The organism is Flavobacterium sp. Leaf359 (assembly GCF_001423985.1).
In the GTDB taxonomy this organism is placed as follows: domain Bacteria; phylum Bacteroidota; class Bacteroidia; order Flavobacteriales; family Flavobacteriaceae; genus Flavobacterium; species Flavobacterium lindanitolerans.
On the sequence record NZ_LMPW01000014.1, the window covers coordinates 14,247 to 27,679 of the forward strand.

Consider the following 13,433-nt stretch of genomic DNA (forward strand, 5'->3'; position numbering starts at 1 on the left):
TGGAAAGATTATGTTTTCAGTTTTTTCTTTCTTGCTGCCGGGAACAGGACATTATTAAGTATCAGCCTATATCCTGGAGAATTAGGATGCAGGTCTAAAACCGTTGGAGCGTCACCCACTCTATGCTGGTAGTCTTCCGGGTCATGTCCGCCAAAATAAGTAAACATTCCTTTCCCTTTTGTGCCATGAATATATCTTGCTTCGTTGTTTACCTTATTTTCACCCATAACCAGAACACTCGATTTGATTCGATTGCTATCAAAAGATGTGGTTTGTCCCATAAAACCCTTAACCAATTGCGTATGGTTCTGGCAGAGCATGCTAGGAATCGGGTCCCATTTGGCAGAATATTCCATGAGCGTAAAATAATCCTTTTCAGGCAGTACGTTTCTTTTCATTGTCATGTCAATATCTGAAAATTCATAAATAATAGGATTTCTTTCCAGGATATAGTCCTTAAAGGCAAAGCTGTTTTCATATTTTATCTTCGCCTGATAATTTGCCTCACTTTCATCACCGTCAAACATAGGTTCGCAAATATCAACCCCGTCGGCAGCCAGAGCAATATCAAAACTGTCTGTGGCAGAACACATCGCAAACATAAATCCGCCTCCTATTACAAAATCGCGGATTTTTTTTGCAACAGCCAATTTTTCATCAGAAACTTTACTATAGCCTAACTTTTTAGCCAATGCTTCCGCTTCTTTCTTTTGTTCAATATACCAGGGTGCATTTCTGTATGCCCCATAAAATTTGCCATACTGTCCCGTAAAATCTTCATGATGCAGGTGAAGCCAGTCATATAGAAGCAGACCATCTGCCAAAACTTCTTCATCATAAACCGGCGTAAAAGGAATTTCCGCATAGGTGAGTACCAATGTCACGGCATCGTCCCAGGGCTGTTTCCCTTTTGGAGTATATACTGCAATTTTAGGTGCCTTTTCCAAAACTACCGTTTCCATATTTTGTGACGGACTACTGATTTCATCCAAAATCTGATTGGCCTGACTATCTGAAAGCAGTTCAAAACTGACCCCGCGAATCTGGCATTCTTTTCTGATTTCGGGAGCATCCGGAAGTAAAAATGAACCTCCCCTGTAATTCAAAAGCCAACTTACCTTATATTGCTTATCTAATGACCAATATGTTATCCCATAAGCTTTCAGGTGATTTTTTTGCGTAGTTTCGTCCATAGGAAGCAAAATGAATGAGGCCCAGGAAGGAACTGAGAGCAGGAAAAAAAGAAATAAAAAGGCTGTTTTTTTAAGCATTCCGAAAAGATTTTACTCCAAAGATAACGGTTTAGGGAAGCAAATTATAAAAAAATCCGCCTCATTGGGCGGATTTAACTCTATTTTAGAATGGCACATCGCTGTCGTCGTCAACATTGTTCATGTTACTACCAAATGCTTCATTGGCAGATGGCAGATTTTTGGTCAGGAATGGCGCATCCTGCATATTCATTTTTGATGGGAGGTCATCGAAACCACCTCCAAATTCATCAAGATTGTCAAATTTACCCAAACTTCCAATAAATTTAAGCCTCACGTTTTCCAAGCTACCATTTCTATGTTTTGCAATGATAAATTCTGCCTGTCCTTCTGTTGGAGAATGCTCATCGTCGTCCCATTCGTCAATTTTATAATATTCCGGACGATAGATAAACGAAACGATATCGGCATCCTGCTCGATAGCTCCCGATTCCCTAAGATCCGAAAGCAAAGGCCTTTTACTCGAACCACGGGTTTCAACGGCACGGGAAAGCTGCGAAAGTGCAATTACCGGAACGTTCAATTCTTTAGCTAAGGCTTTCAGGTTTCGTGAAATTGTAGAGATTTCCTGTTCACGGTTTCCTCCTCCTTTTCCTCCTCCGCCGGCTGTCATCAACTGGAGGTAATCAATAATTATCAGTTTAATTCCATATTGTGAAGCCAGACGTCGCGCCTTGGCACGCAAATCAAAGATAGAAAGCGATGGTGTATCATCAATATATAGGGGTGCCTTTTCAAGGTTTTTTACTTTGATACTAAGCTGTTCCCATTCGTGTTTTTCTAATTTTCCGGTACGTAATTTTTCAGAGGACAGTCCTGTTTCTGAGGAAATAAGACGGGTAATCAACTGTACGGATGACATCTCCAGAGAAAAAACTGCTACGGCATGGTTAAAATCTATGGCAATATTCCTTGCCATCGACAAAACGAAAGCCGTCTTACCCATACCCGGACGTGCCGCAATAATAATCAAGTCACTCGGCTGCCATCCTGAAGTTACTTTGTCTAACTTTTCAAAACCGGTAGCAACACCGCTCAGACCTTCCTTATTGGCAATCTCTTCAATTCTTTTCTTTGCCTGGATTACCAAACTCTGGGCTGTTTCAGAACTTCTCTTTATATTTCCCTGAGTAACTTCATATAGTTTTGATTCTGCTTTATCCAGCAAATCAAATACGTCTGTAGTCTCATCATAGGATTCTTCAATAATTTCGGAAGAAATTTTTATCAGGCTTCGCTGGATAAATTTTTGAAGAATAATTCTGGAATGGAACTCGATATGTGCTGAAGATGATATTTTCTGCGTTAGTTGAATCAGATAGAAATCACCTCCTGAAAGATCCAGTTTTGCATTCTTTTTAAGCTGAGCCGAAACTGTTAATAAGTCAATGGGCTGTGAATCGTTGAAAAGCTGTACAATTGCTTCAAAAATATACTTGTGGGCTTCTTTATAGAAAGCATCGGGCTGGAGAATATCAATAACCTCATCCACCCCTTTTTTATCAATCATCATAGCCCCCAAAACGGCTTCTTCCAATTCGACAGCCTGTGGCGGGAGCTTACCTTTTTCAAGATTGATTATGGTAGTTTTATCTACTCTAACCGGGTTTATATTTCTGAGATTTTCCATAATGCGAATGTAGCCAAAATTAAAAGAAATAGCCTTTTGATTTGTTAGCCACTTTTGTTTATAACTATTAAAATTGTGTTGATAACCAAAAAAAAATCCGAAACCACGGGGCATCGGATTTAGTTTCGATTTTAGTAAGGTTTACTCTTTAAATTCGCCCATTTTGCTGTATTTGTCCATTCTTTGGGCCACTAATTCAGCTGTTGATAAGTCTTTTAATTCGTTATATCCTTTCAATATGTATTTTTCAACAGATTTAAACGTTGTCTCCCTGTCATAGTGGGCTCCACCCAGCGGTTCCGGAATAATATCGTCAATCAGTTTTTGTTTTTTCATGTCAAATGAAGTCAGTTTTAAAGCTTCAGCTGCCTGCTCTTTAAATTCCCAGCTTCTCCATAAAATAGAAGAGCAGGATTCCGGAGAAATTACAGAATACCAGGTATTTTCCAACATATAAACTTTATCTCCAACACCAATTCCTAAAGCACCTCCAGACGCTCCTTCACCAACAATAACGGTGATAATTGGAACTTTAAGACGAATCATTTCAAGAATGTTTCTTGCAATTGCTTCTCCCTGTCCTCTTTCTTCCGCTTCTAATCCAGGGTATGCTCCGGGAGTGTCTACTAAAGTAATTACCGGAATACCGAATTTCTCTGCCATTTTCATTAAACGCAATGCTTTACGGTAGCCTTCCGGATTTGCCATACCAAAATTACGGTACTGGCGTGTTTTTGTATTGTATCCTTTTTGCTGTCCGACAATCATAAATGACTGCCCTCCAATTTTACCCAAACCTCCAATCATCGCTTTGTCATCCTTGAAACTTCTGTCTCCAAAAAGTTCCAGAAAAGTATCACCGCATAATGCATGCACGTGATCCATAGTATAAGGACGGTTAGGATGTCTTGACAACTGAACGCGTTGCCAGGCAGTTAGGTTTTTGTATATATTTTTTTTAGTTTCTTCAAGTTTCTTTTCAATCTGCTTGCAAGTATTCGATACGTCAACGTCTGATTCTTGGCCAATTACCTGGCATTTGTCTAGTTGGTCTTCAAGTTCTTTTATTGGGAGCTCAAAATCTAAATATTCCATAGGACTTGTGCATTTTTTGTTTAGTTCGAACTGCAAAGATAGGATTTTCATTTAAGAACAAAAGCTAATTTCTGAAAAGATTTAGCCTCTTTTTGTCTTAAAAAATCAAATCAGCAGTCCTTATGAATTGCTTTGTTTATCGGCCAAAAGCGATTTTTTAGCTGTATAATTTTTTAAAATTCCATTCAAAATAACTGTTGCCAGAATGATGACCGCACCAATATAAAAGGCAGGACTCATCTTTTCCTTATCACCTAAAATAATGTAAGCCAGCATAATGCCATAAACAGGTTCCATATTAGTAGTAAGCATTACGGTATAGGGTGTAAGCTTTTTCATGACATTTACCGATGCCGTAAAGGCATAGGCCGTGCAAACGGAAGAAAGTACCAGCAGTAAAATCCAGTCATGTTGAGATACGGAAAAGAATTCAGCCGTAAATTGCCCATCATATAACAAATAGAGCGACACAAAAAAGACACCGGCAAAAAATTCATAAAGCGTAATTACGGATGGGTCATATTTTTGTATCAATTTGCCATTAAAAAGGGTAAAAGTAACACCCAAAAAAACGGAAATCAGCGCATAAACCATTCCCAAAACATAATGCGTTTCTACCTGCATAATCATTAACAGTCCGCCAATTATAATTAGTCCGAAGAACACTTCATACCACAGCATTTTTCTATTAAAAAATATCGGTTCCATGATAGATGCAAAAAAAGCTCCGGTTGAAAAAACAGCCAGCGTAATCGAAACATTGGAAACGTTAATTGCCTTGAAGAAAAATATCCAATGCAGGGCTATAATCAGGCCTACACTAATAAGATGGAAAAATGATTTTCCGGGAATGCGCCATGGTTTTTTGGTTACCAAAACGTAGATAAGCATAAAAATTCCCGCCAGAAGCATTCTATACCATACTACGGGCGCTTCTTTTATGGTAATGAGTTCGCCAAGTATTGCTGTAAATCCCCAGATAAAAACAATCAGGTGGAGATTCAGGTAGCTTTTGAGATTGTTATCTTTTTGCATTTCGAAGCAGGTAAATCGCTAAAATTCCAAAGACAAAATTTGGAAGCCAAACGGCTATAAATGGAGGTATGCTTGATTTTTCAGCCAGAGTTCCGAAAATCTTGTCAAAAAAGATAAATGTAAAAGCAAGACCAATACCAATAGCCAGATTCATCCCCATTCCTCCTCTTCTTTTCATAGAAGATACGGCAACCGCAATAATAGTCAGGATGAAAGCCGAAACGGGAAGGCTGTATTTTTTATACAATACGACAAGATAGGTGTTGATATTTGACGAACCCCGTTCTCTTTCTTTATCGATAAAGTCATTCAACTCTCCTAAAGTCAGTGTTTCTGCGATGTAAATTACCGGTGTCAAATCTTCAAGGTCGAATTTGAAAACAGTATCTTTTTTCACAGCTGTTTCCAACCTATCATCCAATTCGCCAACTTTTCTTTTTGTATAGTTATACATCGTGTATGTACTATCTTCCGGATTAAAACGGATACGAGATGCATTAATTGCAAAGTTGAGTTTATTGTCGTTAAACTTTTTAAGCGAAAAATCAAATGCCGTTTTTGAGTTGATATTGAAGTTACTCACGTAGATAAACTCTCCCGGACTGATTTCACGGTAAACGTTTGTGGTTTCCCTGGTTTTGTTATTACCCTTGAGATAGGTATATCTGAAATCATTAAAACCCTGACTTGCCTTCGGGACAATAAAAAATCCCATCAATAAGGCAAAAACCGATACAATCGTGGCTCCAATCAAGTAAGGACGTAAGAATCGCTGAAAGGATATTCCGGAGCTTAAAATCGCAATAATTTCCGTATTGTTGGCCAGTTTGGAAGTAAACCAAATCACGGAAAGAAACAGGAAAATAGGAAAAAGAAGATTGGCAAAATAAACCGTAAAATCGACATAATATAGTGCCACTTTTCCGAAAGGCACCTTATTCTGGATAATTTTATTGACCTTTTCCGACACGTCAATTACAATCCCAATTGGGATAAACAGAAACAGCATCACAAAAAATGTGGCCAGATACCTTTTCAGGATATACTTGTCGATTATCTTCATTTTTCTACCAGATTCTAATCTTATTTTGGATTTCTTATAATCTTTGGTCCATTTGTTTCACCATCATTTCTTTCCATACACGGAAATCTCCCGCTAAGATATGTTTTCTTGCTTCACGAACCAACCACATATAGAATCCTAAGTTGTGAATTGTAGCGATTTGCTTTCCAAGATATTCATTTGCGGCAAAAAGATGGCGTAAATAGGCTTTTGTATATTCTGTATCGACAAAAGTGTGTCCCATTTCATCAAGGGGTGAAAAATCAGACTCCCACTTTTTATTTTTAATATTGATTGTACCATGGGCCGTGAAAAGCATTCCGTTTCGGGCATTTCTGGTTGGCATCACACAATCAAACATATCTATTCCAAGTGCAATGTTTTCCAGAATATTGATAGGAGTACCTACTCCCATAAGGTATCTGGGCTTGTCTTTTGGCAGGATTTCTGTGACAACTTCGGTCATTGCGTACATTTCTTCAGCAGGCTCACCAACTGAAAGTCCTCCAATAGCATTTCCTTCTGCTCCGGCATTTGCTATATATTCAGCTGACTGTTGTCTCAAATCTTTATAGGTACTTCCCTGAACAATTGGAAAAAAAGTCTGTTCGTACCCATATTTATAAGGCACTTTGTCCAAATGGCTGATACATCTGTCAAGCCATCTGTGCGTCATGTGCATCGAACGCTGGGCATAGCGGTAATCACAAGGATATGGAGTACATTCATCAAATGCCATAATAATGTCCGCCCCTATTGTTCGTTGAATTTCCATTACATTCTCAGGTGTAAAGACATGATAGGAACCATCAATATGCGATTTGAACTTCACACCTTCTTCTTTAATTTTTCTGTTGGAAGAAAGAGAATATACCTGATAACCGCCTGAATCTGTCAGTATATTTCTGTCCCAATTCATGAATTTGTGCAGTCCGCCTGCTTTTTCAAGAATATCGGTCTGCGGTCTTAAGTACAGGTGATAGGTATTTCCTAAAATAATATCGGGGTTGATATCATTCTTCAATTCTCTCTGGTGCACGCCTTTTACGGAAGCCACAGTTCCTACAGGCATAAAAATAGGCGTTTCAATAACACCGTGATCCGTTGTTATTTTTCCGGCCCTTGCCTTTGAATTCGGATCATTTTGTAATAGTTCAAATTTCATTCTTTTCTCTTTATCCCAAACTTTGGGAGGCAAAGATAATTTATTTAAGATTTATCATTTTAGATTTATGATTTAATTTAACATCCTATCTGATAACCGTGCCGTATGTATGTTTTTGAAGCCTATAAAAATGTTACTATCAGTTTTTTAAGCTAGTGAAAACTCATTTGCTTTAAGAAAAAAATTTATTGTTATTTTTAGACCGAAATGTAATTACCCCCAAAGCATTTTTCTTGCCAAATCCTGATAGACATGAAAACACAATTGATGGCTGAATTGCTTGCTATATTTTTAATCTCCAGACCTTTTCTTACGGTCTTTCACGAACTTGGCCATGCAATTCCTGTTATCTTAATGACCGGCGAACGCGCTACTATCTTTCTTGGCTCCTATGGCGACACCGATAAAAGTTTTCGGTTAGCGATTGGCAAGCTCGAAATCTGGATAAAGTACAATCTTTTCAAATGGAGAGGAGGTCTGTGTGTTCCTCATGCCAGTAATATTTCTATCAACAAAAAAATTATTTATACGCTTACCGGTCCATTGGCTTCTCTTTTCATTGCATTAATTTCCTGCTACATTGCTTTTACTTTCAGGCTAAAAGACTTCCTGTCGTTTCTTTTTCTGATTTTCTTACTGCTTTCTATTTTTGATTTCTTAAAGAACATTATCCCAAGCAACCAATCCATTACGCTCCATGATGGCAAGATTGGACATAATGACGGCACTTCCCTGGTGAGGCTCTTTCGCCATAAAAAGTATCCCAAACAATATTTTGATGCTATTGATTTATACAATAACAAGCAATATACTGAAGCCGCCACTGTTTTTGACGCCATACTTTCCAATGGACTAAAAGACCAGGATACCTATCGCTGGGCTATTTACTGCCATCTTCTAATTAAAAACTACCGCAAGGCCAAAAGTTATTTTGATGAGTTCCGAAAACGGTTCCAAATGAATTCAGAAGACTATTCCAATCTGGGGCTTATCTACACCCATTATGAAAACCATGAAAAGGCAATGAAACTTTATGGCATATCCCTGAAGCTGAACCCCATGAACAGCTACTCGCTTAACAACAAGGGCTATACGCTTAACATTCTTGAAAAATATGAAGAGGCAATTACTTTTTTTGATAAAGCATTGGAAATTGACAAATCTTTTGCCTACTCCTACAACAACAGGGGTTTTTCAAAAATAAAACTTGGTCGTATTGAAGAAGGACTTCATGACCTCAATCAATCGTATGAGTTGGATCCATACAATCCTTATTATTTTAGAAATCTCGGAATTTATTATCAGGAGAGAGGCGACTATCAAAAAGCACTGGAATTATTCCTGGAAAGCAAATCTTTAGACAATTATACTTACAACATTGATGCATTGATTATTGAAACCCGGAAATATGTGAACCAAAAAGCCTACTGACAGAATTTATGCCTTGTTCTTTATGAAATTCTAAAAATTCAGATGTCAAAAAATCCAAATATCTGATTATCTTTGCGCCAGTTTAAATTTATCCTATAAGAATGAAACCTAACACACAACAATTAAACAACTTAACTATTCAAGTACGCAGAGATATTCTCAGAATGGTTCATGCTGTAAACTCAGGACACCCGGGCGGTTCGCTAGGCTGTGCAGAATTTCTTGTCGCACTTTATCAAAATTTAATGGATCGCAAACCAGGTTTCGATATGGATGGAAAGGATGAAGATATCTTCTTTTTGTCGAACGGACATATTTCTCCTGTTTTCTATAGCGTATTGGCAAGAAGCGGTTATTTTCCGGTATCTGAACTGGCTACATTCCGCCACATCAATTCCAGATTACAAGGCCATCCAACAACGCACGAAGGTCTTCCGGGAATACGAATGGCTTCGGGTTCTTTAGGACAAGGAATGTCTGTTGCTATTGGTGCTGCACTGACAAAAAAACTGAATAAGGATTCTCATCTGGTTTATAGCCTTCATGGTGACGGTGAATTGCAGGAAGGGCAAAATTGGGAGGCAATGATGTATGCTTCTGCTTACAAAGTCGATAATTATATCGCTACAATCGATTTAAACGGAAAACAAATTGATGGTCCTACTGACGAAGTTTTAAACATGGGAAGCATCAGAGCTAAATTTGAGGCTTTTGGCTGGGATGTTTTAGATATCGAAAAAGGAAATGACATTGAAGCTATCATCGCCGGTATGACCGATGCCAAATCAAGAACAGGAAAAGGAAAACCTGTTTGCGTATTGCTACATACTGAAATGGGTAATGGTGTAGACTATATGATGTATAGCCACGCCTGGCATGGAAAAGCTCCAAATGATGAGCAGCTGGCCAATGCTTTGGCTCAAAACTATTGTGAAGGCGAAAGCGATTACTAAAAGGCAGTAGGCTTTAAGCAGTAAGCTTCAAGTTATTGCCAACAGCCTATTCGTATATCAAAAAGATAAAAATGAAAAAATATATCAATACAGGAAATAAAGACACCCGCTCCGGTTTTGGTGCGGGACTGACCGAACTAGGTCAAAAAAACGAAAATGTTGTTGCACTTTGCGCTGACTTGATTGGTTCATTAAAAATGGACGATTTCAAAAAGAACCACCCGGAACGTTTTTTTCAGGTTGGAATAGCGGAAGCAAACATGATTGGAATTGCTGCAGGTATGACAATTGGCGGAAAGATTCCTTTTACAGGAACATTTGCCAACTTTTCTACAGGAAGAGTATATGACCAGATTCGTCAGTCTGTTGCTTATTCTGATAAAAATGTAAAAATATGTGCTTCACACGCGGGACTTACCCTAGGTGAAGACGGTGCTACTCACCAAATCCTTGAAGACATAGGGCTAATGAAAATGTTGCCTGGCATGACCGTAATCAATACCTGCGATTACAACCAGACCAAGGCAGCTACAATTGCTATTGCAGAACACCACGGACCTGTTTATCTTCGTTTTGGACGTCCATCGGTTCCAAATTTCACTCCAGAAAACGGAACGTTTGAAATAGGAAAAGCAGTATTGCTTAATGAAGGAACGGATGTAACTATTGTGGCTACAGGACATTTAGTATGGGAAGCATTGGTAGCTGCCGAAGCATTAGAAGCTAAAGGCATATCTGCTGAAGTAATCAACATCCACACGATTAAGCCTCTTGACGAAGAAGCTATCTTGAAATCACTTGCAAAAACAAAATGTGTTGTTACTGCTGAAGAACATAACATTCTTGGTGGTTTGGGAGAAAGCGTAGCAAGAGTATTGGCATTGAACAATCCTGCTCCACAGGAATTCGTTGCCGTAAACGACAGCTTTGGAGAGTCCGGAACTCCGGATCAATTGATGCAGAAATACAAACTAAACAATCAGGCAATTGTTGAAGCTGCTGAAAGAGCTATCAAAAGAAAATAAAAAGCTTTAGCTTTATAAAAATAAAAGCCCGTTCGTTTGAACGGGCTTTTTATATTACTTCAAAGTAAACCATTAATGGCAACTCGGATCCAAATGTTTCTTTAAACCTCCTGTTGTTCCGGAGCAGTTTGGTATCAGATCAAACGGATAGATATTTCCAAAAGCATCTTTAATCTCAGTTCTTGTTTTTGTGCGGTCTCCATCATCATCAACATCTAAAAAGTTGGGTATGCCGTCTCCATCTGTATCATCATCATAATAATCACCATTTCCATTTAAATCTTCTAAATACGACAAGATTCCATCTCCATCATTATCAGCATATTTCACCATATGCAGATTTATTGTAAATACCAAAGGCGAATAGGAAGACAATCCTGAACCCGCTGGAGCTCCATTAAAATAACCTAAACCAGAAGGCACAAATACAATTCCTACGCCATAATCTGTCAAAAGTGTTCCTCCCGGATTAGACGGATCATCAACCGCATTTCCTGATTTAAATTCTGTCATTATATTTCTCCATCCGGAAACGACACTTTCCTGAGAAAACCAAACCGGATTTGGCCTGTAGTCAAACTGAGTTCCATCTAAAGCATGACCTCTGTAAGTCACCAAAGTAGAATCTACTCTTGTTGGAGATTGACCCACACCTTCTCTTAATTTTATGTAGTATAATTTATATTCAACCGGATCATTAATTGGCTTCCCTACTATAGGATCTGCATTCGTATAGGTTCTTCCATCATTTCTAACCATCTTAGTTTTCAACGGATAATCCTGCTGGTCCCAGATAGAAACCTGTGTACCTCCCTCAGGAATCTGAATAATGGTAGGTACCGGATTATTATTGGCATCCATAGTAACGGTAAGATAATGCGTCTTTAAGTAGGTTTCGATATCCTGTATGTCTGATGCATATTGTGTCGCTCTGTCTCTTGGAGGAGCTACTTTTGAAGAATCATCGTCTTTTTTACAGGAAAAAAGAACCGTACTTGAAACTATAGCTATTAAAAAAAGCTTAATTCTGGTCATTATTATTGATTTTAGAGGCGCAAGATACAATTTTGATTTATTTTTGTAAATAAATTAACGTAGATTTTAGTTTTAAAATGAGAGTAGACAAATACCTCTGGTGCGTTCGATATTACAAAACACGCAACATGGTTACCGAAGCTTGCAAAAAGAACCATATTACTGTAAACGGGCAGGTTGCAAAGCCTTCGAAAGAAGTATTTGCCACTGATAAAATTACCTTCAGGAAAGATCAGATTACGCATACGATTACCGTGTTAGACATTCCCCAAAACCGTGTGGGTGCCAAACTTGTTGATATTTACAGAAAAGACGAAACTCCAATTGAAGCTTTCCAGCATTTGGAGCTTTTGAAATTATCAAAGGAGCATTACAGAAAACACGGTGAGGGCAGGCCTACAAAAAAAGACCGCAGAGATATTGATGACTTTAACCTGGACTTTGAAAATGACGAGGACGAGACCGACTATTAAAATATAAACCGTCATATAGCACAAACAAACAAAGCGTTTTTTATCTTTGAAAAAAATAAACAAAATGAGCAAAAATATCATCCTCAACAATCAGGAAATAGAGCACAAAATCCTGCGAATCGCTTATCAGATATACGAAACTTTTGTTGATGAAGAAGAAATTGTTATTGCAGGAATAGCTAAAAACGGCTATGTTTTTGCTGAAAAAATTGCCCAGAAAGTCACCCAAATATCCCCTTTGAAAGTAGCCCTTTGCGAGGTCTTTATCGACAAACAGAATCCGCACAATGAAGTAACGACTTCCTTAGGCAAAAACCAATACGAAAATAAAGGGCTTGTCCTTGTAGACGATGTGCTAAACTCCGGCACTACCCTGGCGTATGGCGTTAAGCATTTTTTAGACGTTCCTTTGAAAAAATTCAAGACAGCGGTACTTGTAGATAGAAATCATAAAAAATACCCTGTAAAGGCAGATTTTAAAGGAATTTCCCTTTCCACCTCTCTACAAGAGCATGTACAGGTAGTTTTTGAAGCGAAGGAAGACTACGCCTATTTAAGCTAATATACGTTTTATTTCAGCCGATACTTCTTCTGGAGACTTGCCATCAACAGAAACAATATGTGTAGCCTGATTGTAATAATAACTACGATCAAAAAGGTGCTTTGCGATATATTCTTTCATTTCCTCTTCCTCTTGTTCTGCAATCAATGGACGGTTATCCCTGACAGAAAGTAATCTGCCATACAGTGTTTCTATCGAAGCTTTCAAATAAAAAGAAACCACTCCATCACCATTAAGCAATTCGTGATTATTGGCATAGCAAGGCGTACCACCGCCCAGACTTAAGATCATTTCTTTTTCTGAAGAGATCAATTCTTTAAAAATCTGGTTTTCCAACTTCCGGAAAAAGACTTCTCCTTTCTGCTCGAAGATATTTTTTATAGACAATCCTGCTCTTTCTTCGATAATTTTATCCAAATCAAAAGCTTCGATTTGAGTTTTTTCAGACAACAAATGGGCAATTGTTGACTTTCCTGAACCCATATACCCCAATAAAACAATTTTTATCATTAAAGTAAAACCTTATAAATTAAGGCATTATAAAAGATTAGTAAAAAAAGACAAATTTAAAACAAAATTGCTTTGAAAAATAAATAATAAGAACGTATATTTGCACCCGCATTCAAGAAATTAATGACTCGATAGCTCAGTCGGTAGAGCACATCACTTTTAATGATGGGGTCCTGGGTTCGAGC

Annotated in this window: 13 protein-coding genes; 5 read left to right on the forward strand and 8 right to left on the reverse strand. The window is 38.1% G+C overall.

Features of this window, described 5'->3' with window-relative positions; translation table 11 throughout:
* Positions 1-8 precede the first annotated feature (8 nt).
* The 6 genes from ASG38_RS14475 to tgt all read right to left on the reverse strand — a co-directional run bounded on the left by ASG38_RS14475 (position 9) and on the right by tgt (position 7,259).
* Positions 9-1,271: a hypothetical protein gene (locus tag ASG38_RS14475; protein WP_056072596.1), complete on the reverse strand. Its 1,263-nt coding sequence runs from the start codon at positions 1,269-1,271 to the stop codon at positions 9-11.
* A gap of 85 nt (positions 1,272-1,356) precedes the next feature.
* Positions 1,357-2,901 (reverse strand): replicative DNA helicase, encoded by a 1,545-nt coding sequence (gene dnaB, locus ASG38_RS14480; protein WP_056073019.1) that lies wholly within the window; start codon positions 2,899-2,901, stop codon positions 1,357-1,359.
* A gap of 141 nt (positions 2,902-3,042) precedes the next feature.
* Positions 3,043-3,996, reverse strand: coding sequence for an acetyl-CoA carboxylase carboxyltransferase subunit alpha (locus tag ASG38_RS14485; RefSeq protein WP_056072599.1), 954 nt, complete (start codon positions 3,994-3,996; stop codon positions 3,043-3,045).
* Positions 3,997-4,116: 120 nt separating this feature from the next.
* Positions 4,117-5,031, reverse strand: coding sequence for a DMT family transporter (locus ASG38_RS14490; protein WP_056072602.1), 915 nt, complete (start codon positions 5,029-5,031; stop codon positions 4,117-4,119).
* Entirely contained in the window at positions 5,018-6,094 is a 1,077-nt protein-coding gene (locus tag ASG38_RS14495; protein WP_056072605.1) for an LptF/LptG family permease, read from the reverse strand. The genes ASG38_RS14490 and ASG38_RS14495 overlap by 14 nt, the downstream gene beginning before the upstream one ends.
* 34 nt (positions 6,095-6,128) lie before the next feature.
* Entirely contained in the window at positions 6,129-7,259 is a 1,131-nt protein-coding gene (tgt, locus tag ASG38_RS14500; protein ID WP_056072607.1) for a tRNA guanosine(34) transglycosylase Tgt, read from the reverse strand.
* A 252-nt stretch (positions 7,260-7,511) separates the two neighbouring features.
* Here tgt and ASG38_RS14505 point away from each other — a divergent pair, with 252 nt between their 5' ends.
* The 3 genes from ASG38_RS14505 to ASG38_RS14515 all read left to right on the forward strand — a co-directional run bounded on the left by ASG38_RS14505 (position 7,512) and on the right by ASG38_RS14515 (position 10,668).
* Complete coding sequence (locus ASG38_RS14505) at positions 7,512-8,690, forward strand: tetratricopeptide repeat protein (RefSeq protein WP_056072610.1); 1,179 nt, start codon at positions 7,512-7,514, stop codon at positions 8,688-8,690.
* A 101-nt stretch (positions 8,691-8,791) separates the two neighbouring features.
* Positions 8,792-9,643, forward strand: coding sequence for a transketolase (locus ASG38_RS14510; protein WP_056072612.1), 852 nt, complete (start codon positions 8,792-8,794; stop codon positions 9,641-9,643).
* A gap of 71 nt (positions 9,644-9,714) precedes the next feature.
* Entirely contained in the window at positions 9,715-10,668 is a 954-nt protein-coding gene (locus ASG38_RS14515) for a transketolase family protein (protein ID WP_056072615.1), read from the forward strand.
* Positions 10,669-10,740: 72 nt separating this feature from the next.
* On the opposite strand, the gene ASG38_RS14520 is transcribed toward ASG38_RS14515, so the two are convergent.
* Positions 10,741-11,703 (reverse strand): FKBP-type peptidyl-prolyl cis-trans isomerase, encoded by a 963-nt coding sequence (locus tag ASG38_RS14520; protein ID WP_056072618.1) that lies wholly within the window; start codon positions 11,701-11,703, stop codon positions 10,741-10,743.
* Positions 11,704-11,780: 77 nt separating this feature from the next.
* Here ASG38_RS14520 and ASG38_RS14525 point away from each other — a divergent pair, with 77 nt between their 5' ends.
* Positions 11,781-12,176: an RNA-binding S4 domain-containing protein gene (locus ASG38_RS14525; RefSeq protein ID WP_056072620.1), complete on the forward strand. Its 396-nt coding sequence runs from the start codon at positions 11,781-11,783 to the stop codon at positions 12,174-12,176.
* A gap of 64 nt (positions 12,177-12,240) precedes the next feature.
* Complete coding sequence (locus ASG38_RS14530; RefSeq protein WP_056072623.1) at positions 12,241-12,738, forward strand: phosphoribosyltransferase family protein; 498 nt, start codon at positions 12,241-12,243, stop codon at positions 12,736-12,738.
* On the opposite strand, the gene ASG38_RS14535 is transcribed toward ASG38_RS14530, so the two are convergent.
* Complete coding sequence (locus ASG38_RS14535; RefSeq protein ID WP_056072627.1) at positions 12,730-13,248, reverse strand: shikimate kinase; 519 nt, start codon at positions 13,246-13,248, stop codon at positions 12,730-12,732. The genes ASG38_RS14530 and ASG38_RS14535 overlap by 9 nt on opposite strands.
* Between the last annotated feature and the right edge of the window lie 185 nt (positions 13,249-13,433).

What these genes read in the sequence shown, in the direction of transcription:
- ASG38_RS14535 (WP_056072627.1), bottom strand. Translation starts at nt 13,248, where the DNA reads ATGATAAAAATTGTTTTATTGGGGTATATGGGTTCAGGAAAGTCAACA.
- ASG38_RS14485 (WP_056072599.1), bottom strand. Translation starts at nt 3,996, where the DNA reads ATGGAATATTTAGATTTTGAGCTCCCAATAAAAGAACTTGAAGACCAA.
- ASG38_RS14510 (WP_056072612.1), top strand. Translation starts at nt 8,792, where the DNA reads ATGAAACCTAACACACAACAATTAAACAACTTAACTATTCAAGTACGC.
- ASG38_RS14520 (WP_056072618.1), bottom strand. Translation starts at nt 11,703, where the DNA reads ATGACCAGAATTAAGCTTTTTTTAATAGCTATAGTTTCAAGTACGGTT.
- ASG38_RS14525 (WP_056072620.1), top strand. Translation starts at nt 11,781, where the DNA reads ATGAGAGTAGACAAATACCTCTGGTGCGTTCGATATTACAAAACACGC.
- dnaB (WP_056073019.1), bottom strand. Translation starts at nt 2,901, where the DNA reads ATGGAAAATCTCAGAAATATAAACCCGGTTAGAGTAGATAAAACTACC.
- ASG38_RS14530 (WP_056072623.1), top strand. Translation starts at nt 12,241, where the DNA reads ATGAGCAAAAATATCATCCTCAACAATCAGGAAATAGAGCACAAAATC.
- ASG38_RS14495 (WP_056072605.1), bottom strand. Translation starts at nt 6,094, where the DNA reads ATGAAGATAATCGACAAGTATATCCTGAAAAGGTATCTGGCCACATTT.
- tgt (WP_056072607.1), bottom strand. Translation starts at nt 7,259, where the DNA reads ATGAAATTTGAACTATTACAAAATGATCCGAATTCAAAGGCAAGGGCC.
- ASG38_RS14490 (WP_056072602.1), bottom strand. Translation starts at nt 5,031, where the DNA reads ATGCAAAAAGATAACAATCTCAAAAGCTACCTGAATCTCCACCTGATT.
- ASG38_RS14515 (WP_056072615.1), top strand. Translation starts at nt 9,715, where the DNA reads ATGAAAAAATATATCAATACAGGAAATAAAGACACCCGCTCCGGTTTT.
- ASG38_RS14475 (WP_056072596.1), bottom strand. Translation starts at nt 1,271, where the DNA reads ATGCTTAAAAAAACAGCCTTTTTATTTCTTTTTTTCCTGCTCTCAGTT.
- ASG38_RS14505 (WP_056072610.1), top strand. Translation starts at nt 7,512, where the DNA reads ATGAAAACACAATTGATGGCTGAATTGCTTGCTATATTTTTAATCTCC.